Source organism: Streptomyces sioyaensis (assembly GCF_004122735.1).
Classification (GTDB): domain Bacteria; phylum Actinomycetota; class Actinomycetes; order Streptomycetales; family Streptomycetaceae; genus Streptomyces; species Streptomyces sioyaensis.
Window position 1 is genome coordinate 50,088 of sequence record NZ_SDIF01000024.1, and the last position, 20,008, is coordinate 70,095.

A 20,008-nucleotide genomic window follows, 5' to 3' on the forward strand; every position below is an offset into this window, starting at 1 on the left:
GGGGCGCTCCGTCAGTCGGCGTCCTCGGCGGCCACCTGCCGGAGGGTGCGCCCGCTGTGCACCGACCGGGCCCGCCAGGGGTCGGGGGTGCCGCCACGACCGGCCCGGTCGTCCTTCTCCTTCACCAGCAGCCAGGCCTCGCGTGCCCCGGAGTCCTTGCCGCCACGGAACCGGGTGAGGGCGTAGCCGCCGCGGAGCTTGCGGCCGTCCAGCCAGAAGGAGGCGTGGCCGTCCTCCAGCGACTGGCCGAACGAGAGCGTGCGGCCCTTCTTCTTCCGGGCCAGCGGCCGGTAGGTGCCCTCGTCCCAGACGATCACGGTGCCCCCGCCGTATTCGCCCCGCGGGATGACGCCCTCGAACGCGCGGTACTCCAGCGGATGGTCCTCCGTCGGCATCGCGAGCCGTTTGTCCTGGGGGTCGGTGGAGGGGCCCTTGGGGACGGACCAGGATTTCAGCACGCCGTCGACCTCCAGCCGGAAGTCGAAGTGCAGCGTGCTCGCGTCATGGATCTGTACGACGAAGCAGGGGGCCTCGCCGGCGTCCGCCTGCTCGCCCCGCGGCTCGCGGGTGCGGTCGAAGTGCCGTTTGCCGCGGTACGCCGTCAGTCCGTCGTTGCCGCCCACGTGACCGCCTCCCCTTCCGTCCGAGGGCCACCTCTCTCACTGTGGCGCGCGACGGGCGGGGCCGCATGCGCGCACCCGGGCGGCGATCATCCGGGCAGCCCCTTCGACGGGCGAGGGCGGCCCGTCTTGTGCATGCTTTTCTGGAGCCCTGGGGACACCGGCGCGCATGCGCCGAGGACGTCCCCCTTTTCGGGCTTCCGTGTGTTTCGCGTGTGCCGTGCTTTCTGTTCCGTGCTTTCTGCGTGTTCCGTGTTTTCCAGGTTTTCGTGCCCATGCAGGTTTTCGTGCCCATGAAGGAGGCAGCACGTGGAACGTGACAGGTCCGGCGAAGCCGCGTTCCTGAAGCCGCTCGACGCCCTGGGCGATATGCAGGTACTGGATCCGGTGATCAGCGTCCTCCAGCGGGCGGTACGGGCCGTGCCGTGGGGGCGGTACCGCGATGTGCTCCACGGCCGCCAGCTGGGACATCCGCTCCACCCGGCCCTCGTGCAGCTCCCGATGGGGGCCTGGCTGTCCGCCGCGCTGCTGGATGCCGTTCCCGGTACGCGGAGGAGCGCACGGCTTCTGGTGGGCGCGGGCCTGGTGGCAGCCGTGCCCGCCGCCGTGTCCGGCTCCGTCGACTGGGCGGAGCAGCAGCCACAGCAGATGCGCACCGGCCTGGTACACGCCGCCTCGAATGTGGTGGCTGTCGGGCTCTACGCCGGCTCATGGGTGGCTCGCGGCCGCCGTCGGTACGGCTGGGGCAGGGCCCTGGGATACGCGGGGCTGGGCATGGCGAGCGCCGGCGCGATGCTGGGCGGCCACCTGGCATTTCGGCAGGCGGCCGGGCCCAACAAGACGGAGCCGGTGCCGTACCTCCTGGAGCCCGGGTGGCAGGCCGTGGGCGCGGTGGAGGACTTCCCCGTCGGTGAGGCGGTGCGCCGGGAACTGGGGGAGGTGCCCGTGCTGGTGGTCCGGGAGAGCGACGGGGACTTCTCGGTCCTTGCGGACAGGTGCAGCCATCTCTCGGGGCCGTTGTCCGAAGGCAGGCTCGTGGACGGCTGTGTGGAGTGCCCCTGGCACGGCAGCGTTTTCCGGCTGAAGGACGGCTGGAACGTGCGCGGCCCGGCCACCGCCCCGCAGCCTTCCTTCGAAACCCGGGTGAGTGCGGGCGGCGTGGTGGAGGTGCGGCTGCCGGGCGCCGGCTGACCCCACGGCCCGGCCCGAAACGCCGGCTCGGACGGTCGGCGGCCCGGGCAGCTCAGACCGCTGCCGGCTGACACCGAGGGCACCACACCGTGCGTCGGCCGGCCGTACGCCCGCTGCGGAGCCGTTCGCCGCAGCGCGGGCAGACCGGATCGGCATCGTCACGGCGGCCGGTGAGCCACGCTCTGCGCGGCGGTACCCGGCCGGCCGCCACCGCCGACCGCAGCGTCCGGCGCATGCTCGGGTACAACCGGGCCAGCTCCTGGCCGGTGAGTGTGCCGACCGGCCGAGCGGGGTGCAGCCGCGCACGCCACAGGATCTCGTCGGCCAGCAGGTTGCCGAGGCCGGCCAGGACCGACTGGTCGAGGAGTGCCGACTTGATGCCGCCGCGTCGGCCGGACAGCGCGTCCTCGAAGCCGGGCCGGTCGACCGACAATGCGTCCGGTCCCTGACCCTTCATCATGCGAGTCACCGCGGATTCGTCCGCCAGCCAGAGACCCTTGAGCTTGCGCTGATCGCGGTAGCGGAGCTGCCGGTCGGGACCGACCGTGAACGTCACGCGGTCATGAGGGTGCAGCGCCTCGGCCGGGCGACAGCAGAGGAGCTGTCCGGTCATGCCGAAGTGCAGCATCAGGGTCGGGCCCTGCTCGGTGGGCGCCAGCAGCCACTTTCCCCGCCGCTGGGGCTCGGCGAACCGCCGCCCCTCCAGCGAGCGCCGCAGCCCGCGGGCGCTCACACCGTGGAGCACACCCTCGTCGTGCACATCGATCCGCCGCAGCGGGACGCCCCGCGCACAGGAGTCGAGAACCCTGCGGAAGGCCTCCACATCGGGCAGCTCAGGCATCCAGCCCTCCGTCGATGGTGCGCGGGAAGCCTTCGGGCGAGGCACGCGGGCCCCAGGCGCGCCGCCCGGCGGCTCCCGCCGGCCACGTACCGGGAAAGCACCGCACGGATGTCACGAGTTCCCGGCCCTCCCCGGGGCTAACGAACCACTACGGGAATTGCTCCGGATGCACCCGCCGGCACCCCGGTGCGCAGTGCGGAGCGTTCGCCGGGTGCTCGGCTTGCTCGGCCCGTCATCGCCGGACAGCGCGCGGCCCACCACGGATCCCGGGGACTACGTACCCGACCGGCGCCGTGTGCGGGGTGCCCGGAGGGCATCGACGGCGATACGGGCGGCGGTGCCGATGACCGCGTCGGCCGCGGGGAGGGTGGCGGCGGTGTTGGCGGCCCGGGTGAAGACGGCGACGGCGTAGCGGCCGCCGTCGGGGTATTCGACGACGCCGACCTCGTTGCGCAGCGTGGGGAGGCTGCCGGTCTTGCCGGCGACGTGCACGTCGTCGAACGGGAAGCCGGAGGCGAGGCGGTGCGGCCAGACCTGGAGCCCGAGGAGCCGGCGGATGGCGGCGCCGTGGTCGGGGGTGCCGGCCTCGTCACGCCAGATGCAGGACAGCAGGCGGGTCATGTCCCGCGGGGTGCTGCGGTTGGTGCGGGCGGGGTCGAGAGCGGTGAGCCGGGTGATGGTGTGCGGATCGCTCAGCGCCCGGGTGCCGCTCGGTCCGGCGTCCTTCTTGATGGTGTCGAGGAGTTGACGAAAGGTGTGCACGGCGAGGGTGTGGGCGAGGCCGAGCTGCGTGGTGGTGCGATTGACGGCGTCGAGGCCGACCCGTTCCAGGAGGAGATCGGCGGCGATGTTGTCGCTGACGCTCATCATCAGGTAGGCGGCGTCGCGCAGTGACACCCGCGCGGGATCGAGCATGGCGCCCAGGCCCGTGAGCCCGAAGGTGCGGCCGGTGGGCGGCACCTCGATCTGCTCGGTGAGGTCGAAGTCGCCTTGTTCGGCGCGCTGGTGGAGGGCGACGAGCAGGCAGAGCTTGTGGACGCTGGCCGTGACGACCGGATGGTCGGGGTGGAGACCGACCTCCGCGCCGGTGTCGATGTCGCAGGCGTGCAGCCAGCCCGTGACAGCCGCGTCCGCGAAGGCGGTTCGGATGTGGTCCTGGGTGCGGGTCATAGCCAGTACTCCGCTGTGGGGCGTAGGTGGAGAGGGGGCAGGGGCTGGTCCATGCTCACTGTGTCAGTGCCCCACAGCGCCTGGGTGACCGCTTCGGCGAAGGCGTCGACCGCGGCGTCCCGGTGCCCCTGGCGCCAGGCGACCGAGTGACGCCAGGCCAGGGGAGTGCCGGCCAGGTGGCGCCAGATGATCTGCGGGTGTGGTGGCGCGGGTTGGGTGTCCCTGGGGCTGAAGGCGACGGCCTGCGAGGAGAGGATCAGGCCGCGGATGAAGCTCGGGCTCTGGCCGTGGCGGACCGCGGTGGGCGTGTAGCCGTTGCGGGCGCAGGTGGTCAGCAGCTCGTCATGCAGCGCGGGGGCATCGGCCCGCGGGAAAAGGACCAGGTCATGGCCGGTCAGGGCGGCCAGTGGCACGTCGGTCAGCTGGGCGGCGGGATGGTCGTGCCGCAGGAGGACGCCGAGCTCGCGCCGCAGCAGGGGGCCGATCTCCAGCCCGGACACGTCGCAGGGATGGTGCACGAGCCCGACATCGAGGGCTCCCGCGCCGAACCGGTCGAGTTGCTGGGCGGTCGTCAGCTCGTGCAGCTCCAGCTCCGTGCCGGCCTGGCGGTCCGCGAAGTCCGCCAGGAGCGCGGCGATGGTCTCGCCGGAGACGTCGGGAGGGAGCGCGGCGCGCAGGAGTCCGCTCTCACCGTCGCGAATCCGGCGGGCGGTGGCCAGCAGCGCTTCGGACCGGGTGAGGATCTCGCGCGCCTCCGCCAGCAGCAGGGTGCCGCCGTGGGTGATCGTCACGTGTCGGCTGGAGCGCTCGAAGAGCCGGATGCCCAGTTCGCGCTCCAGGCGCTGGATGCGCTGCGACAGCGGCGGCTGGCCCATGCCCAGGCGCGCTGCCGCCCGGCCGAAATGTGACTCTTCGGCAACAGCCACAAAGCACCGGAGATGCCCCAATAGGTCCATGAGCAGCAAGAATATCAAAAACAGATGGTTACGTGCACGATATGCATCTTGGACATGAACGGCTCTCTGATGCTCTTCTCGGGGCATGTCCGCACCTTCCGATGCTCATCGGCGCGGGGATCCCGCCTCGGCGCAGTCCTCGCCGCCTCGACGGCCATGGCCCCGGCGCCGACGTGGCGCATCACGGCAGCGGTCCGCAGCCGGTCGCCCGCCCGCGGCAGGAAAGCCGCGCCACGGCATGAACAGGCCACTGCGCCGGGTCGCGGTCTGCTTCCTGGTCATGGTGCTTGCCCTGATGGGGAGGGCCACCTGGATCCAGTTCTTCAAGGCGGACACGTACCGGTCCGACCCGCACAACCCGCGCCTGGCCATCGACCGGTACAGCCACCCGCTGGGCAACATCCTCGTCGACGGCGCCCCGGTGACCGGATCCGCGAAGACCGGCGGGACGCTGGCGTACAAGCGCACCTACACCGACGGGCCGCTCTACGCACCGATCACCGGCTTCTCCTCCCAGATCTACGGGAGCACTCAATTGGAGGGCGTCTACCGCGAGGTCCTGGACGGCAGCGACTCCCGCCTGGCCCGGCCCTCGGACGCCCTCCTGCGCAAGCGGCCCAAGGCGGGGGACGTCAGTACCACCGTCGACGCCCGCGTGCAGAAAGCCGGATATGCCGCGCTGAAGGGGAAGAAGGGCGCCGCGGTGGCCCTCGACCCCGCCACCGGCAAGGTGCTCGGCATGGTGTCGACCCCTTCCTACGACCCCGGAGCCTTCGCGGGCTCGGCTCCCGCCGACCGAGCCGCCTGGGACAAGCTGGAGAAGGACAAGAACAAGCCCAACATCAACCGCGCCATGCGGCAGTCCCTGGCTCCCGGCTCACCGTTCAAGGTCGTCGTCGGTGCCGCCGCGCTGACCTACGCGCCCGGCACCTACCCCGACGTCGACAGCCGCACGGATGCCGACAGCCCCTACCCGCTGCCCGGAACGAAGCGCTCGCTGCCGAACGAGGACCCCACGGCCCCGTGCGAGGACGCCACCCTCCGCGTGGCATTCCAGTACTCCTGCAACAACGTCTTCGCCAAGGCCGCCAACACCCTCGGCCAGGACAAGATCCAGCAGATGGCGGAGAAGTTCGGCTTCAACGACCCCAAGCTGGACATACCCGTGCGCGCCGCGAAGAGCGTCTATCCGACCGGCATGGACAAGCCCTCCGAGGCCATGTCGGGCATCGGACAGTACAACGACATGGCCACCCCGCTGCAGATGGCCATGGTCGCCTCCGCCGTGGCCAATGACGGGACGCTGATGAAACCGATGATGGTCGACGAGCTGACCGACGGCAGCGGCACCAGCATCCAGAGCTTCCAGCCCACGCAGTACAGCAAGCCCGTCACGCCCACCGTCGCCCGCTCGCTCCAGTCCGCCATGCGGACCGTCGCCACATCCGGAACGGGAACCAGTGTGCAGATTCCGGGACTTACGGTCGGCGCGAAGACCGGCACCGCACAAAACGGCGTGAACAACAGCGGCACCCCTTACGCCTGGTTCCTCTCCTGGGCAAAGAACCCCGACGGCAAGAAGGTTGCCGTCGCCTCCATCGTCCAGCAGTCCGACGCCGCGCGCGCGGAAGTGTCCGGCGGCAGCCTGGCCGGCCCCGTGGCCAAGGCGATGATGAAAGCCGCACTCCAGTGAGAGGCCACCGGTGACAGGCCACCGGCGGCAGTACACCCCCTCCACTCGCGCAGTGCGACCGAAATCTTTTCCCTGACCGAGGTCCTTCCCTGACCGAGGTCCCTTCCCTGTCCCAAGTTCCCAAGTTCCTTGATTTCAGATGGAGATGACTATGCACGCCACAGGAACGAACACCTCTCGGCGTACCGTGCTCGCGCTGGGCACCGGGGCCTTACTGGCCGTTGCCACGCCCCTGAGGGGCAGCGCGTACGCCGGAACACCGCGTGCCGACGAGCTCTCGCGCCGGCTGACGGACCTTGAGCAGCAGCACTCCGCCCGCCTGGGGGTGTTCGCCCACAACCCCGCCACCGGCCGGAGCGTGCTCCACCGCGCGGACGAGCGCTTCCCCATGTGCTCGCTCTTCAAGACGCTCGCCGCCGCGGCCGTCCTGCGGGATCTCGATCACCACGGCGAGTTCCTGGCCAAGCGCATCCGGTACACCGCGAAGGACGTCAGGGACGCGGGCTACGCACCGGTCACCGGTACGCCCGAGAACCTCGCCCGCGGCATGACGGTCGCCGACCTGTGCGCCGCCGCGATCGCCGCCAGCGACAATGCTGCCGGCAACCTCCTGCTCCGTGAGCTGGGCGGACCGACCGCGATCACCCGGTTCTGCCGCTCGATCGGGGACCGGACCACCCGGCTCGACCGGTACGAGCCCGACCTGAACTCGGCCGAACCGTGGCGTATCACCGACACCACCAGCCCCCGCGCCATCGGACAGACCTACGCGCGCCTCACCCTCGGTACCGCGCTGACCCCCAAGGACCGCAAGCGGCTCACCGAGTGGCTGCGGGCCACCACCACCGGCGGCGAGAAGTTCCGGGCCGGCCTGCCGTCCGACTGGACCGTCGCGGACAAGACGGCGGGCGGCAAGTACGGGACCAACCACGACGCGGGCCTCACCTGGCCGCCCGGTGGCTCACCGATCGTCATGGCCGTCCTGACGACGAAACGCGAGCCCGATGCGACGGCCGACAACCCCCTGATCGCCAAAACAGCCGCGTTGCTGGCCAAGGTGCTCACCTGACGCCCGGCGGTCGCACACTTCCCAACTGCCGTTCAAATCCCGGCTATTGGTGGAAGCCCGGGCCCCTTCGGCTCCACCAATTCGGCCGATGGGCCCCCGGTCGGTGCGGCGGGTTGTCGGTGTGAACCCGGCGCGCCCGCGCAGCAAAAGCGCGGGCGCGCCGGGAGGCGCGCTGGGTAGTCTCACGTCGAACCACAGCGATGCACCCCATCGATGCACCCCATCGACGCACCACAGCGACTCGCCCCATCGACCCACCCCGACCAGGACGGTGGCCATCCATGGCAGATCACGATCTCACCGGGTTCGACCGCGGCACCTTCACCCATGACGGCAGCACCCGCCGGATCCTGCGGCGCGGCACGGGACCCGCGGTGATCGTGATGGCGGAGATTCCGGGGATCACGCCCAAGGTGCTGGAGTTCGCGGAACGCGTGGCCGCCCTCGGCTGCACCGCCGTGCTCCCGGTGCTCTTCGGCAAGCCCGGCCGCGATGCCAACCCCGCGGCCCACGGCCGGCTGAACTCCGCGCTCTACACGGCCTCGTCGATGTGGCAGGTGTGCGTGAGCCGGGAATTCACCGTGCTGGCCACCGGGAAGACCTCCCCCGTGGTGACCTGGCTGCGAGCCCTGGCCGCGCACGAGCATCAGCGCTGCGGCGGCCCCGGCGTCGGGGCCGTCGGCATGTGTCTCACCGGCGGCTTCGCCCTCGCGATGGCGGCCGACGAGCGTCTGCTCGCCCCCGTCGTGTCCCAGCCGTCCCTGCCGCTGGCCCTCACCAGGAGCCGGGCCGGCACCATCGATGTCGCCCCCGAAGACCTCGCCGCCGTCCGGGGCCGGTGCGAGCGTGCGGGCCTGCGGGTCATGGGGCTGCGGTTCCGCGGCGACCGGTTGGTGCCGGGCGACCGGTTCGCCTATCTGCGCCGCGAACTCGGTGCGGCGTTCATCGCCGTCGAACTGGACGATTCCGCCGCGCATCCCGACGCCGTGCTGCCGCCGCACTCCGTACTGACCGAGCACCTCATCGACGCACCCGGCCAGCCGACCCGCGCGGCGCTGGACGAGGTGCTCGACCTCTTCCGCACCCGCCTGCTCGATGAGCAGCACCGCGACACGGCGGCGGTGCGGGGCACCTGACGGAGAGCACCGGGTCAGGGCGCCGTCGGACCGTCACCGGAACAGCGCGCACACGGCAACAAACGTGGCGGCGGCAGGCGTCGCCGCCCGGACCTCCGCCGTCAGCTGAAGATCGCCAAGGGCCGGACTTCCAGGACTGCGTCCGCGGGCCTCCACCTTCGGACCTTGCCCAGGCAGAGGGCGAAGAAGGGGCCGGAGTCCGGTTCCACCTCCTCCTCCGAGCGCAGGCCCGCAGTGCGACAGGCGAGGCGTACGCGGGCGGTTGCGGTGGACCCGTACGGGGCCGTGAGGACGGTGCGGGTGGCGGACGAGGCGGCCTCGTCCCGTTCGAAGTCGCCGGTGAGGAGGACGAACCCGCGGTCGATGACGCTGAGGCGGGCCGGCTCCCTCCGGGAGCCCTCTGAGCAGGCCTTGGTCAGTGCCGCATTGCGGCGTACGGTGCCGCGGCGCAGGTTGGCGTGGACGACGGCATCGCTGCGCTCCAGGCCGTCGACGAGGACGCTGATCACGGAAACGGCTTCGGCCACCTCGATGTAGTTGGTGACGACCTCGCGGCTGCGCTCGTAGTCGGCGCTCGGCTGGAGGAACGACGGCACGAGCATCTGGAGCCTGGCGGTCCAGCTGGTCCTGGTCCGCTGCTCGACCTCCTTGCGGAGCGCCGTGGCGTACCGGTTCATCTGGTACACGTCCATGATCTTCCGGTCGTCGAGGTAGATGCAGGTGCTGTCACCCACCAGCCGCTCCGATGGCCGCCTGCGCCGCCGCCGGGCGCCGTTGAGCAGAACCAACAGAACCGCCATGCACGCCGCGGTCGTCAGCCACACCAGCATCCAGCGCCAGTTGAGGTCCCACCACAGGCGGTCGCTGAAGACGGGCATACGGTCACCCCCTCGGTTTCTATTGGCCCTGGCCCTGGCCCGACACCGGCTTCGGACACCGCTTGATGGCTGCGATCATCTGCTCCAGCACCTGCCAGTCGGGCATTTTCGCGACCGTCTGCTCGCCGCCGGCGGGCTGCGGGGCGGGGATGCCCTCGCCGTTCAGATACGTGGCCAGCTCGTCGACGCTGTCGGACGGGACGAGCTGGTAGCCGAGCTGCGTCTCACGGCGGCGCAGCTCGGGGTCGGTCTCCAGCAACTTGCCGAGCTGGTCGGCCTGGTGATTCAGGGCGATGAAGTGCGGCTGCGACATCATTTCCGCCCGTGGGTAGAGCAGTACCCGCTCGGTGTCCGGCGTGCCGTGTGCGGCACGGTACGTGGCCTGGTAGGCCAGGTACTGGTGCTCGTACAGGACGGCGATCGGGTCCTGGCTGATGCCGTTGGAGTCGATGTAGTACGTGTACAGGCTGTCGCTGGCGCTGCCCTGACTGAGCAGCAGCGACGAGATGCCGCGGGCCAACGTGCGGGCCGACGTGGATTCGGTGGGCGGAGCGTTGTGGTGCCGGGTGGAGGCGACCAGACCCAGGTAGCTGTCCGCCGAGTTGGACTGGCAGATGTCGGAGGTCTGGGCGACCACGAGGTTGCCGTTGCTGATGCCGTAGCGGTCGACGTGGAGGTCGTTCCAGCTGAGGCGCTGCCGGGTCAGGCTCAGAAACCTGTCCATGTCGAGCGTGTAGTAGAGCGGCGCTCCGCCGCCGGGAGTGCGCTGGGGCAAGGCCACATGCCGGGCGTGCAGCGCTTCCGCGTACGGACGGAAGCTGGCCAGGACCAGGGGACTGTCGAAGGGGTGGAAGTTCTTGCTGTATTCCCCGGCTGCCTGCCGTGCGTCGTTGATCCGGTCCGCGGCGGGCTTGCCGGAAGGGAAGACGAAGTCGAGGCCCTTCAGGCTGCCGGTCGCCACCTGGCGGGAGCCCGCATTGAAGGCCTCCACCCGCAATCCGTGCTTGCGCAGGATCCGGATGACCTGCGGGTCCTCGAAGAAGTCGCTGATGGACGCCAGCCGGCCCTTGAGGGTGGTGACCCGTTCGAACGGCAGCAGGAGGTGCCCCGTCATCGTCAGACAGACGATCCCCGTCACCGTCAGGGCCATGACCACGGCCAGCGTCAGCGCACGGAGGACGCGCGGCCATAAGGAGCGAGGGGCTCGTACAACGGCCAGTGACGGTTCGGCCGTTGGCGAAGCCGGAGCTGGATCGGTCAGCGGAGCCGGGTCGTCCACTCATTCCCCCCGAAGCCGACGCACGTGCACGAGAACACCAGCGCATCAGAGCATGCCGCCACAGGGTGTACTGGGGGCGGCGATTGCGCAATCCCGGTGTGAACATGAATCAGGATTCCCCCGATGCGGCCCTGATGCGGCTCCGATATGGCCCCGATGCCGCCGGAAACCCGAGCAGGAAGCCGGAGCGGCGTCGCGCACCCTCGCGAGCCTCACCTCCTGTCGAGTCGACCCCCGGCTTCGAGTGTGGTGAGCCACTGGGCGACGACGACGTCGATGAACTCGTCGGTCACGTGGCTGCGGTCGAGGAAGAGCCGGGCGAGGACCGGCCCGTAGAGCAGGGTGTACTCGGCGTCGTCGATCTGGAGGCCTGACGGCTCCAGCAGTTTGTTCAGCGCCGCGCGGCGATCCTGGCCGATGCGCACCAGGGCCTGGGCGCTGTCGGGGTCGTGGTCGGCTTGGGCGGTGACGGCCAGCACTGCGGTGCGGATGGCCGGTTCGCTGATGCCATCGCGCAGGCTCTTCAGCCAATCCGTGGCAACGGTGCGTACGTCGCTGCCCGGCTCGGGGTAATTGCCGAGGTCAGGGCCTTCGAGGATCAGGTCGAAGAGCAGCGCGGCCCGGTTGGGCCAGTGGCGGTAGAGAGTCTGGCGGGTGACGTCGGCGCGCTCGGCCAACAGTGCGTACGTCAGACCGGCCGGTCCGACCTGGGGCAGCAGTTCACGCGCGACGGTCAGAACGCGATGGCGGGTCCGCTGGACACGCGGGTTGCTCGGGGTCGGCTGGCGCCGATGGAGGGGCTGCGGCATGGACCCCACTCTACCGACGAATCATACGGCACGTGTGATTCAAGCCACACATCAAATCATACGCCACGTGTGATACAAACAAATCACACGCACTGGATGATTCATCGAGCGTGCGGTCGGTCCACTCCACTCCTCTCCTTTCCTCTCCTCTTCCTCTCCTCAGGAGGTTGTCCGATGTCCACTGCAATTACCTTCTCCGAGTACGGCGGGCCCGAGGTCCTCGCCCTGTCCCAGGTCGCCACCCCCGAACCGGGGCCGGGCCAGGTCCGCATCCGCGTGCGGGCGGCCGCGGTCAACCCGATCGACGTGCGGATCCGCGCCGGGGCGATGCAGGGCGTCTTCCCGGTCGCCTTCCCGATGGTCCCGGGCTGGGACGTGGCCGGTGTCGTCGACAAGGCCGGCGAGGGTGCCACCGCCTCGGTCGGCGATGAGGTCTTCGGCGTCGCCTCGGCCGGCGGCTACAGCCAGTACGCGGTGCTCGACCGGCCCTTCGCCAAGCCCGCGGAGGTGTCGTTCGAGACCGCGGCCGCGATGGTCACGGTCGGTGAGGCCGCCTGCCGGGCGATCGAGCACCTCGGCGTACAGCCGGGACAGACCCTGCTCATCCACGGCGCCGGCGGCAGCGTGGGCACCGTCGCCGTGCAGGTGGCCGCCGCGCGCGGAATCACCGTGATCGGCACTGCCGCCGAGCAGGACACCGAGCGCGTTAACGCCCTCGGCGCGCTCGCCGTGCGCTACGGCGACGGTTGGGTGGAGCGGGTCAAGGCCGCCGCCCCGCGTGGCGTGGACTCCGTGTTCGACGCCTCGGGCGCGGGCGTACTCGCCGACTCCGTCGCCCTGGTCGGCGATGCGGGCAAGGTCATCACCATCGCCGACCCGTCCTTCGCCCGGCACGGCGTGCGGTTCACCGGCATGGACCCGGCCGACCGTTTCCCCGAGGCGCTGCCGCGGCTGGCAGCCCTGATCGCCGCCGGCAAGCTCGACGTCCCCGTCTGGCACGCGTACCCGCTCGCCGAGGCCGCCCAAGCACACGCCGACATCGAAGCCCGCCGCAACCAGGGCAAAGTCGTCCTCCTTCCCTGACCCGAGCCGTCACCTCAACCATCGATAGGAAATGACATGAAGGCCGCTCAGATCACCGGCTTCGGCGCACCAGATGTCCTGCAGATCAACGACGTTGACCGCCCGACCCCCGGTGCAGGTGAGGTCCTGGTATCGGTCGAGGCGTCAAGCGTGAACGGGCTCGACACGATCGTCCGCGCAGGGGGATTGCGGCTCGTGACCGGACACCGGTTCCCGATCGGTGTGGGACTGGACTTCGCCGGGGTCGTCGCCGCGACCGGCGCGGACGTTCCGCAATACCAGGTGGGAGACCGAGTGTGGGGCACGGTGCACCCGCTCAAGCGGCACACTCTCGGTGGAGCTGCCGAATACGTCGTGGTCCCCGCGGACCGTATCGGGCCCGCGCCGGCAGGTGTCTCGCCGGTGGAGGCGGCTTCCCTGGTCGTCGCAGGAACGACCGCGCTGCTCGCACTACGGGACACGCTGCACCTCACGAGCGGTGAACGCCTCCTGGTCCGTGGCGCCGCCGGCGGAGTCGGCACGGCCGCCGTACAACTCGCCCACGCGATGGGCGGGCACGTCACCGCGCTGTCCCGCGGCCGCCATGCCGGGGCGCTGCGTGAGCTGGGCGCGGACGAGGTCTTCGACTACGGCGCCACCACGCCGGAGCAGCTCGCACCATTCGACGTCATCCTGGACACGGTCGGCTCGCAACTGAACTCCTACCGGCGTCGACTGAGCCCCGAAGGCCGAATGGCCACGATCGCGCTGTCGGCCTCCTCCATGGCCGCGATCGCCGCGTCGAGCGTGCACGGCGGCCGCCGCATCCGCACGTTGAGCGCCAACCCCGACTCCGCCCTGCTGCTTGAACTGGCCGACTACGTGACCTCTGGCGGACTGCGGCCCGTCATCGACAGCGTGTATCCGCTGGCAGACATCGCCTCGGCGCATCAGGCCTTCGCACGAGGCGGAGTGGTAGGCAAGCAGGTGATAGCCGTGTCCGGGGAGTAACTCATATGCCCTGAGGGGCTGGATCAAGAGCCTGGAGTGAGTAGTCCCGTCGATCGCGAGCCGCTTTCCGGCGGAGCCGCGGACAGAAATCTCCGAGTGTGAGTAAAACTTTCGCACCTTGGCGAACGGCAATAGGAGTGACGAGGCACTCCCATGTCTCTCGTCTGGTCTGGTTGCCGGGCTTCGGGCAAGGAATGGTCGGCAACCAGACCGAGAACCTCAGACCGTGAGCGCATACCACGCACAGGTGGCATGCGCCTTCAGTGCGGGATCTTTTCACTCCTCAGAAGGCTTTCGCTTGCCGAGCATTGATCCGGCCCGGAAGTCTTCACGAGCACACCAGCTCCTCCTCATGACCTCATGCCCGAAGCCCTGAGGGAAGCTGACCTCAACCAGTCACACGGGAGTGCCATGTCTGGGGAAGAAGTGCAGCCTTCTGCACCGCCTCGCCGACTGCGCGAAACACGCAAATGGGTGCCGGCGGGTGCCGCAGCCGTCACTGAAGCCGCCCAGTACTTCACGGAGCCTCAGTCACCGTTGGACCGCGTCTTCGAGCACGCGCATACGGCAGCTATGGGGGCACTGGGGCTGCAGCTCGTCGTCATGATGGGCTATGGCCTGATCGAGACGATGAAGTTGCGCGGTTCGTTCACGGTGACCTGGGGCGACCAACAGAAGGACGAGAGCAAGCCTTGAGGCGGCTCGCCCCGGAGATACACGGCGAGGCAGAGGGGGGCGAACCCCTTGCCTTGCCACCGGGGTTTGAGGAATTCGTCCGCGCCCACCGCACATCGATGCTCGGCCTGGCCATCAGCCGCCTCGGCGACAGTCATGACGCGGAGGAGGCAACGCAGGATGCGTTTCTGATCGCATACCGCAAATGGGACAGGCTGATGAGTGCACACAACCCCATCGCCCTCCTCTACCGAATCCTCCAGGACTGCTTGACGGATCGGCACCGGCGACGAGCCCGCCTCGCTCGACGGGAGCAGCTGACCGCGGACCTGCCGGAGCCCGAGGATCCTCAGTCATTCGGCCTGGAGACGCCGCTCGCCATTGCGGAGGCGATCGACCAATTGCCGTCGAGACAGCGGGAGGTGATCACGCTGAAGTATCTGGTTGGCCTGGACAATCACGAGATCGCCGTCACCCTGGGCATCTCCCACCCCACCGTCTCCCTCCACGCCAAAAGAGGGCGGCAGAGGCTTCGCGACTCTCTGGGACTCTGAGTATCCGGAAGGCGAGCCCGAAGTCGTCTTCTGCCTGGCCGAGTTCGGCCCACCGCCATCGAGCCCTATCCCGCCGCTACCTCATCTGGCGGAACCACACCTCCGATATTCGCTTGCGCTCCCTCGTCACTCGGGTTCAACGTCGCCTGACACCTGACGAAGGCAGAGAAGATGACCACGCAGATCCAGCACGTCGACCACGAACTCATCCAGGCCGCGGCGCACGTCGCCCGCACCCGTTGCCGGGGCGACAACCACACCATGGCTGCCGCAGCCCGCGCCCAGGACGGCCGGATCGTCACCGCGGTGAACGCCTACCACTTCACCGGAGGACCCTGCGCCGAGCTGGTCCTCATCGGCGCGGCAGCCGCCCAGGGCGCCTACGAGCTGGACACGATCGTCGCCGTGGGCGATCGGGACCGGGGGGTTGTCCCCCCGTGCGGCCGGTGCCGGCAGGTCCTCCTCGAATACTTCCCCGCCCTCAAGGTCATCGTCGGCAAGGACGACCGCCTCCGAACCGTTCCCATTGCCGACTTGCTGCCCGAAAGCTACGTCTGGGCCGACCACCAGCTCGACGCCGAGTAGACCGCGTCACTCAGCGCGAGTTGCCGCCGTCAGCCGTCAGCCGTCAGCCGTCAGCCGTCAGCCGACAACCGGGGAAACATTGTCTGATGCGGCACTGGTTTGCGGTACAGCCACGTGGCCCCCGGCGCGACCAACCGGTCAGATACCCGACGACGGGCTCCCGCTGCGTTGCGCTGCCCCACTCACCCACTACGCGGGACGGCTGAGAGGAGTCGCTCGGAGTGCTGCCCGATGATGCGTTCCACCGCGAACGTCGTCTGGGAGGAGCGTGCTTGGTCGAGAGTGAGCCAGACGGGGGCCTCGCCTTCCTCGTTCACGGTCACCTCCCCATGGGCTCCCGCCTCCCACTGCTCATCGACCTCCAGCAGATAGGCGTGCCAACGATGTGCGTCGGAGCCCCTTCTGCACACGTCTCCCTTCAAGTACTCGTCCGCAACGAGCCGGAGGTCCCGGTTCGAGACGCGGATTCCCACTTCTTCCCATAGCTCCCGCGCGGCCGCGCCCTCGGGTTCCTCCCCGCGTTCGACGTGGCCTGCGGGGACGGTCAGAGAGTAGGGAAAGGCGGTTCGCTGGAAGAAGAGAAACCTCGCGCGGCGGTCGCGTACGAATACACCGGCGCTCTCGTGCCAGTACTCGCCGTCCGCATCGGTCCACCAGCAGATGCGGGGGTCGACGACGATGGCTCGTTCCGCCTCGCGGCCGCACGTAGCGCAGGTGCAGCGTTTCCTTCCGTCCACGACGATCCAGGTGACCGTCTCGGCGTGGCAGTACAGGCAGTACTCGCCATAGGCGTTGGCCCGCAACCGAAGGAAGTCGATTTTCATCCTGCCCTTTCCGAGGTGAAGGACTGCCGTCAGCCGCTACAGCAGCCGGGAACGCCACACGTCGGTGGCTCGGTCACGGTCTCGTGCAGTGAGGACGTGCTGACGCCCGCCGCCTCCCCCAACGGTTCCGCTCCTTCCCTCATGTCCATACCCGCCGGTGCCTCGCGTGACGGGGACACGCCGGCCGCCGAACCAGTGGTCGACGTGCGCGCGGTCGTCAGCAGCAGCACCGAGCCCAGTCCGCCGAAGACCAGGGTCGCGGCAGCGACGGCGCCCCATCCCGCGGCCGCGATGACCAGTCCGAAGAGCGGTGGTCCCAGCAGAGTGCCCACACTGCCGAGCTGGTTGAGGATGCCATTGGCGATGTCGACCTGCTCAGGACGGCTCACCGAGGCGGGGACGGCAGCGAAGACAGCGGAGATGAGCAGTCCGTCGACGAGAAGAACAAGCGTGGCCGCTCCGCCGCTGACCGCGAGGGGGAATTCGGCCGAGAATGCGGGGAGGCAGGCCACCGGCATCAATGCGCCGAGCGGGACCAGCGAGGAGAGGGCCAAGCCGCGCCGCAGCAGCCAGCTGGCGGCGAGCCCTCCGACCGCGCTTCCCAGGCAGACGACTGCTATCACGGTACCGGTCACCGCCGGCGTGGCCTGCCGGTGCTCGGTGAGGAACTGCGGAAGCACCATCACCACGGCGACGCTGACCAGCGCCAGGCTTCCGTACGCCACGCCGAGCCGCAGCACCCCGTTCCAGGTGCCGGCTTCGCGGGGAGCGCGCTGGACCGTCGTCCTCGGCAGCCGAGGCAGGACGGACGCGAGCACTCCGGCCATGATCAGCGGACCCACTGCTGTGAGGGCCAGCCATTGGCTCCACGTCCACCAGGTCGCCAGGGCTCCGCCCGTGGCCGCGGCGATGGCGAGCCCCGTCGGGACGCACGTGCCCCACAGCGCGAGCGCTGCCGCTCGGATGCCGCCGTGAGTCACGCGGGTGAGAACGACCGGACCCGCCACGAACACCAGCAGGTAGCCGACTCCTTCAGCGATACGTGCCCCCAGCAGCAGCCCCCAGGACCGGGCGGCCGCGCTGCCGGCGGCTGCCACCGAAATCATGAAGAGGCCCCAGGACAGGGCCCGTTGGGCGCCGAAGCGGCTGATCCACCATCCCGCCGGGATGCTGAGGAGGGCGCCCACGGCCGTGATACTCGACGTGGCCCAGGCGAGCGCACCGGCTGACAGCCCCAGCGCCGAACGCAGGGCGGAACCCGCCGGTGAGACGGCACCCAGGCTGACTGCCGCCAGCACGCCGGCCAGCCATGTCACCAGGGCGTACTTCCAGGGCGACGTCGAGACGCGGCGGTGACTGCCTCTCTTCCTGTCGGGCACGGGTTCTCCTTGTGCCGGCCGACGGTGGTCCCGCGCGGTCGGCCGTCGAGGGACGGGATGACCGAGGGTCGCGTGGCGGGAGGGTCGATGGCTGAGCACACCTCCCGCCACGCGAGTCCGCATCAGTCGTCCAGGCCGAACTTGGCCATCAACTCCTGATCGCCTGCCACATAAGAGGTGTCGGTGGTCACGGTCTGGTCGGAAGGACCACGGCTGCACATGCAGAGGTGGCGGCTACGGGAGGTGACTCTCACGGCCTGTGCGCCGCCGGAGGACATGATTTCTTCGGCGATGTCCTTGACGAGGTACTCCTGGATCTGGAAGCGCCGGCTGAACGCTTGAACCAGACGAGGAAATTTCCCGAGTCCGAGGATGCGGTCACCGGGAACGTACGAGATGTTCACCTTCCCGAAGAACGGCAGGAAGTGATGCGCGCAGATCGAGAAGAAGTTGTTCTCCTGGATTCGCACCACGCCGGTGTGCTCGCCGTTCACCGTGCAGGTGGTCTTGAGAATCTTCGACGTGTCGATCTCATAGCCACTCAGCAGCTCTCGATAGGCCCGGACGATGCGGTCCTCGCACTCCGGCCCGCTGTACCACCCGAGTGCTCTCGTGTCGGTGGTGACATTAGTTTTGAGCCATTCTTCAATGGTCACTTGCGGCCTCCATTCCTGCTCGCACCAAGGGATCCGAAACCCGGTGGAGGCTTTTCACTATCCACCCGCTCGCGTTCATTGAGAATATACATTCATTAGCCCGCACCCGATCAGAGCAATGTGCGGGTGATGTGCTAATGGCTAAGTATTCAAATCCGCACGGAGAAATAACGTTTTCCTCGTGATTGAACAGGGTGGACGGCGGGAAGACGGGGCGTGAATGGGAGGGGAAAAGTTAACTTCTGGGCGCCGGAGCACACCGGCTCACTCGTCACCTCCTGCCGTGCGGGGGCGATGCGCCCCACCGGATCGGGCACTCGGCGCACGTAGTTGACGGACACGACGAGTTCTCAGCAAAGCCGAAACGACGCGTCACCACGCCGGCATTTCCTCCTGGCTGGCTGGAGCGGATCCGGCAGAATGCGCCCGTCGCGCTGAACAGAACATCCAGGTCCAGTTCCGGCACTACGGCACGCTCCTATTCGGAGTGCAGAACCACGCCAATCGTCTGATCGAAGACCCTATGAAGACTCCATGAAGACCCCCATGCGGAAGTGGGGCGGGCGCTCGGATGCCGTCGATGAAGGCTCAGCGGAATCTGACCCGGAAATGCCTCGGAATGGCCGGTCAGAGGTGGGAAACGGGTGGGAGATATGGGGATGGTGGAGTGCAGGTATCTCCCCGCGTGAGGCCAAAAACAACGGCCTCTGAGCGGTCGCCAGCATCGGCAACACTGGTGTGAATGTCGTGCATGCCGAGCACGCAGTGAGCGGTGAAATCGGCCTGGGGCGCGGTTTCGATTCCGTCGGACGGTTCAGCCGAGGTGCCACTCATGTCCGTGGCGAGACGGTCGCCGTGACGCGGCCTGAGGCACCTGGTAGAGGCCCTACCCGGATCGTGCTCTGCTCCCCGGCCGGGACGACACGCGGCCAGGCCGTGGCCGGGCCTTGAACCGACACCTGCCATCCCGCGACCGTAGGTGGAGTGGACAGCTCGCTGACGTCGGGCCGTCCGGAGGAAGCGGCCGTCCTTGTCGACCGCGCAGTATCCGCTGCCGTAGCACCACAGATAGCCCGCCCAGCCGGATCTGTAACGGTCGAGGGAGGCAAGGGCATAGCCGTAGAAGCGCGCCATATTGGGCAGCGAGCTGTCCCGGGGGCCCAACTCGCCGACGACGAACGGTAGGTGATGTGCGCTCGGGTGGCGGGTGACGGCGTTCTCGTGGGCTTCCATCCAGTGCGCCGAGGGGTCGTAGTCGCCGCCGGCTTCCATCGTGGCGTTGTAGGAGTGCGGTGCGTAGACGACGTCGGGGTCGTGGATGCGGCCGAGTCCGGTGGGCAGCCCATCGCCGACCATCGGGGTCGGTTCGACGAACAGTCTGTGGTGGCGGTCGGCCGTGTGGATCGCGCCCGCGATCCGCTTGTACATCGGGGTCAGTTGCCCGGACTCTATGCGGTGGGCGGCGGCCGGAAGGTCCTCGCCCTCGCGGAGCCGCCCCGTGGGTTCGTTGATCAGGTCATAGCCGTACACGGCGGGGTGGAGGGCGAAGTGCTGGGCGAGCACCGCCACATGCGCACTTGCGCCCGTTGAAGGTCGCTGTCCGCCAGCGACTTCTACACG

At 69.1% G+C, this 20,008-nt stretch carries 20 protein-coding genes; 9 read left to right on the forward strand and 11 right to left on the reverse strand.

The window, feature by feature from the left end; all coding sequences use genetic code 11:
* Window positions 1-11 precede the first annotated feature (11 nt).
* On the reverse strand, window positions 12-623 hold the full coding sequence (locus EST54_RS11540) for a DNA polymerase ligase N-terminal domain-containing protein (RefSeq protein WP_129247518.1): 612 nt from the start codon (window positions 621-623) through the stop codon (window positions 12-14).
* A 366-nt stretch (window positions 624-989) separates the two neighbouring features.
* Here EST54_RS11540 and EST54_RS11545 point away from each other — a divergent pair, with 366 nt between their 5' ends.
* The gene (locus EST54_RS11545) at window positions 990-1,811 is read left to right on the forward strand and encodes a Rieske (2Fe-2S) protein (RefSeq protein ID WP_129247555.1); all 822 of its coding nucleotides are present in this window, start codon (window positions 990-992) and stop codon (window positions 1,809-1,811) included.
* Between the two features lie 52 nt (window positions 1,812-1,863).
* On the opposite strand, the gene EST54_RS11550 is transcribed toward EST54_RS11545, so the two are convergent.
* The 3 genes from EST54_RS11550 to EST54_RS11560 all read right to left on the reverse strand — a co-directional run bounded on the left by EST54_RS11550 (window position 1,864) and on the right by EST54_RS11560 (window position 4,778).
* On the reverse strand, window positions 1,864-2,652 hold the full coding sequence (locus EST54_RS11550; protein WP_129247519.1) for an Fpg/Nei family DNA glycosylase: 789 nt from the start codon (window positions 2,650-2,652) through the stop codon (window positions 1,864-1,866).
* A 273-nt stretch (window positions 2,653-2,925) separates the two neighbouring features.
* Window positions 2,926-3,822: a serine hydrolase gene (locus EST54_RS11555; RefSeq protein WP_129247520.1), complete on the reverse strand. Its 897-nt coding sequence runs from the start codon at window positions 3,820-3,822 to the stop codon at window positions 2,926-2,928.
* A complete protein-coding gene (locus EST54_RS11560) occupies window positions 3,819-4,778 on the reverse strand; it encodes a LysR family transcriptional regulator (RefSeq protein ID WP_129247521.1) in 960 nt (319 codons plus the stop codon). The genes EST54_RS11555 and EST54_RS11560 overlap by 4 nt, the downstream gene beginning before the upstream one ends.
* Window positions 4,779-5,016: 238 nt before the next feature.
* On the opposite strand from EST54_RS11560, the gene EST54_RS11565 reads away from it, so the two are divergent.
* The 3 genes from EST54_RS11565 (at window position 5,017) to EST54_RS11575 (ending at window position 8,676) form a co-directional block, all read left to right on the forward strand.
* A complete protein-coding gene (locus EST54_RS11565) occupies window positions 5,017-6,471 on the forward strand; it encodes a penicillin-binding transpeptidase domain-containing protein (protein WP_129247522.1) in 1,455 nt (484 codons plus the stop codon).
* Between the two features lie 151 nt (window positions 6,472-6,622).
* Window positions 6,623-7,540: a class A beta-lactamase gene (gene bla, locus EST54_RS11570; protein ID WP_129247523.1), complete on the forward strand. Its 918-nt coding sequence runs from the start codon at window positions 6,623-6,625 to the stop codon at window positions 7,538-7,540.
* Window positions 7,541-7,821: 281 nt separating this feature from the next.
* Window positions 7,822-8,676 (forward strand): dienelactone hydrolase family protein, encoded by an 855-nt coding sequence (locus EST54_RS11575; RefSeq protein ID WP_129247524.1) that lies wholly within the window; start codon window positions 7,822-7,824, stop codon window positions 8,674-8,676.
* Window positions 8,677-8,777: 101 nt separating this feature from the next.
* Here EST54_RS11575 and EST54_RS11580 read toward each other — a convergent pair whose 3' ends face one another.
* The 3 genes from EST54_RS11580 to EST54_RS11590 all read right to left on the reverse strand — a co-directional run bounded on the left by EST54_RS11580 (window position 8,778) and on the right by EST54_RS11590 (window position 11,642).
* Complete coding sequence (locus EST54_RS11580; RefSeq protein ID WP_129247525.1) at window positions 8,778-9,554, reverse strand: hypothetical protein; 777 nt, start codon at window positions 9,552-9,554, stop codon at window positions 8,778-8,780.
* 19 nt (window positions 9,555-9,573) lie between these two features.
* Complete coding sequence (locus EST54_RS11585) at window positions 9,574-10,704, reverse strand: hypothetical protein (RefSeq protein ID WP_129247526.1); 1,131 nt, start codon at window positions 10,702-10,704, stop codon at window positions 9,574-9,576.
* 341 nt (window positions 10,705-11,045) lie between these two features.
* Window positions 11,046-11,642, reverse strand: coding sequence for a TetR/AcrR family transcriptional regulator (locus tag EST54_RS11590; protein ID WP_129247527.1), 597 nt, complete (start codon window positions 11,640-11,642; stop codon window positions 11,046-11,048).
* Between the two features lie 174 nt (window positions 11,643-11,816).
* On the opposite strand from EST54_RS11590, the gene EST54_RS11595 reads away from it, so the two are divergent.
* The 5 genes from EST54_RS11595 (at window position 11,817) to EST54_RS11615 (ending at window position 15,529) form a co-directional block, all read left to right on the forward strand.
* Window positions 11,817-12,725 carry an NADP-dependent oxidoreductase gene (locus EST54_RS11595; protein ID WP_129247528.1) on the forward strand — a complete coding sequence of 303 codons (909 nt, stop codon included), beginning with the start codon at window positions 11,817-11,819 and terminating at the stop codon, window positions 12,723-12,725.
* Window positions 12,726-12,761: 36 nt separating this feature from the next.
* Window positions 12,762-13,715, forward strand: a complete 954-nt coding sequence (locus EST54_RS11600; protein ID WP_129247529.1) for an NAD(P)-dependent alcohol dehydrogenase — start codon at window positions 12,762-12,764, stop codon at window positions 13,713-13,715.
* Window positions 13,716-14,075: 360 nt separating this feature from the next.
* Window positions 14,076-14,411, forward strand: coding sequence for a hypothetical protein (locus EST54_RS11605; protein ID WP_129247530.1), 336 nt, complete (start codon window positions 14,076-14,078; stop codon window positions 14,409-14,411).
* Window positions 14,408-14,944, forward strand: coding sequence for an RNA polymerase sigma factor (locus tag EST54_RS11610; RefSeq protein ID WP_203525345.1), 537 nt, complete (start codon window positions 14,408-14,410; stop codon window positions 14,942-14,944). Before EST54_RS11605 ends, EST54_RS11610 begins: the two co-directional genes overlap by 4 nt.
* A 171-nt stretch (window positions 14,945-15,115) precedes the next feature.
* Window positions 15,116-15,529 carry a cytidine deaminase family protein gene (locus tag EST54_RS11615; RefSeq protein WP_129247532.1) on the forward strand — a complete coding sequence of 138 codons (414 nt, stop codon included), beginning with the start codon at window positions 15,116-15,118 and terminating at the stop codon, window positions 15,527-15,529.
* A 182-nt stretch (window positions 15,530-15,711) separates the two neighbouring features.
* Here EST54_RS11615 and EST54_RS11620 read toward each other — a convergent pair whose 3' ends face one another.
* The 4 genes from EST54_RS11620 to EST54_RS11635 form a co-directional block, all read right to left on the reverse strand.
* Window positions 15,712-16,353: an NUDIX hydrolase gene (locus EST54_RS11620; protein ID WP_129247533.1), complete on the reverse strand. Its 642-nt coding sequence runs from the start codon at window positions 16,351-16,353 to the stop codon at window positions 15,712-15,714.
* 29 nt (window positions 16,354-16,382) lie between these two features.
* Window positions 16,383-17,732 carry an MFS transporter gene (locus EST54_RS11625; protein ID WP_244942498.1) on the reverse strand — a complete coding sequence of 450 codons (1,350 nt, stop codon included), beginning with the start codon at window positions 17,730-17,732 and terminating at the stop codon, window positions 16,383-16,385.
* Between the two features lie 122 nt (window positions 17,733-17,854).
* Window positions 17,855-18,388 carry a GTP cyclohydrolase I gene (gene folE / locus EST54_RS11630; RefSeq protein ID WP_129247534.1) on the reverse strand — a complete coding sequence of 178 codons (534 nt, stop codon included), beginning with the start codon at window positions 18,386-18,388 and terminating at the stop codon, window positions 17,855-17,857.
* Between the two features lie 627 nt (window positions 18,389-19,015).
* Entirely contained in the window at window positions 19,016-19,957 is a 942-nt protein-coding gene (locus EST54_RS11635; RefSeq protein WP_372448132.1) for a cellulase family glycosylhydrolase, read from the reverse strand.
* Between the last annotated feature and the right edge of the window lie 51 nt (window positions 19,958-20,008).

Bases quoted from the DNA above. Each gene is read 5' to 3' on its own strand.
- EST54_RS11550 (WP_129247519.1), bottom strand. From the start codon at position 2,652: ATGCCTGAGCTGCCCGATGTGGAGGCCTTCCGCAGGGTTCTCGACTCC.
- EST54_RS11590 (WP_129247527.1), bottom strand. From the start codon at position 11,642: ATGCCGCAGCCCCTCCATCGGCGCCAGCCGACCCCGAGCAACCCGCGT.
- EST54_RS11555 (WP_129247520.1), bottom strand. From the start codon at position 3,822: ATGACCCGCACCCAGGACCACATCCGAACCGCCTTCGCGGACGCGGCT.
- EST54_RS11620 (WP_129247533.1), bottom strand. From the start codon at position 16,353: ATGAAAATCGACTTCCTTCGGTTGCGGGCCAACGCCTATGGCGAGTAC.
- EST54_RS11580 (WP_129247525.1), bottom strand. From the start codon at position 9,554: ATGCCCGTCTTCAGCGACCGCCTGTGGTGGGACCTCAACTGGCGCTGG.
- EST54_RS11595 (WP_129247528.1), top strand. From the start codon at position 11,817: ATGTCCACTGCAATTACCTTCTCCGAGTACGGCGGGCCCGAGGTCCTC.
- EST54_RS11575 (WP_129247524.1), top strand. From the start codon at position 7,822: ATGGCAGATCACGATCTCACCGGGTTCGACCGCGGCACCTTCACCCAT.
- EST54_RS11600 (WP_129247529.1), top strand. From the start codon at position 12,762: ATGAAGGCCGCTCAGATCACCGGCTTCGGCGCACCAGATGTCCTGCAG.
- bla (WP_129247523.1), top strand. From the start codon at position 6,623: ATGCACGCCACAGGAACGAACACCTCTCGGCGTACCGTGCTCGCGCTG.
- EST54_RS11565 (WP_129247522.1), top strand. From the start codon at position 5,017: ATGAACAGGCCACTGCGCCGGGTCGCGGTCTGCTTCCTGGTCATGGTG.
- EST54_RS11605 (WP_129247530.1), top strand. From the start codon at position 14,076: ATGCCCGAAGCCCTGAGGGAAGCTGACCTCAACCAGTCACACGGGAGT.
- EST54_RS11545 (WP_129247555.1), top strand. From the start codon at position 990: ATGCAGGTACTGGATCCGGTGATCAGCGTCCTCCAGCGGGCGGTACGG.
- EST54_RS11615 (WP_129247532.1), top strand. From the start codon at position 15,116: ATGACCACGCAGATCCAGCACGTCGACCACGAACTCATCCAGGCCGCG.
- EST54_RS11560 (WP_129247521.1), bottom strand. From the start codon at position 4,778: ATGGACCTATTGGGGCATCTCCGGTGCTTTGTGGCTGTTGCCGAAGAG.
- EST54_RS11585 (WP_129247526.1), bottom strand. From the start codon at position 10,704: ATGGCCCTGACGGTGACGGGGATCGTCTGTCTGACGATGACGGGGCAC.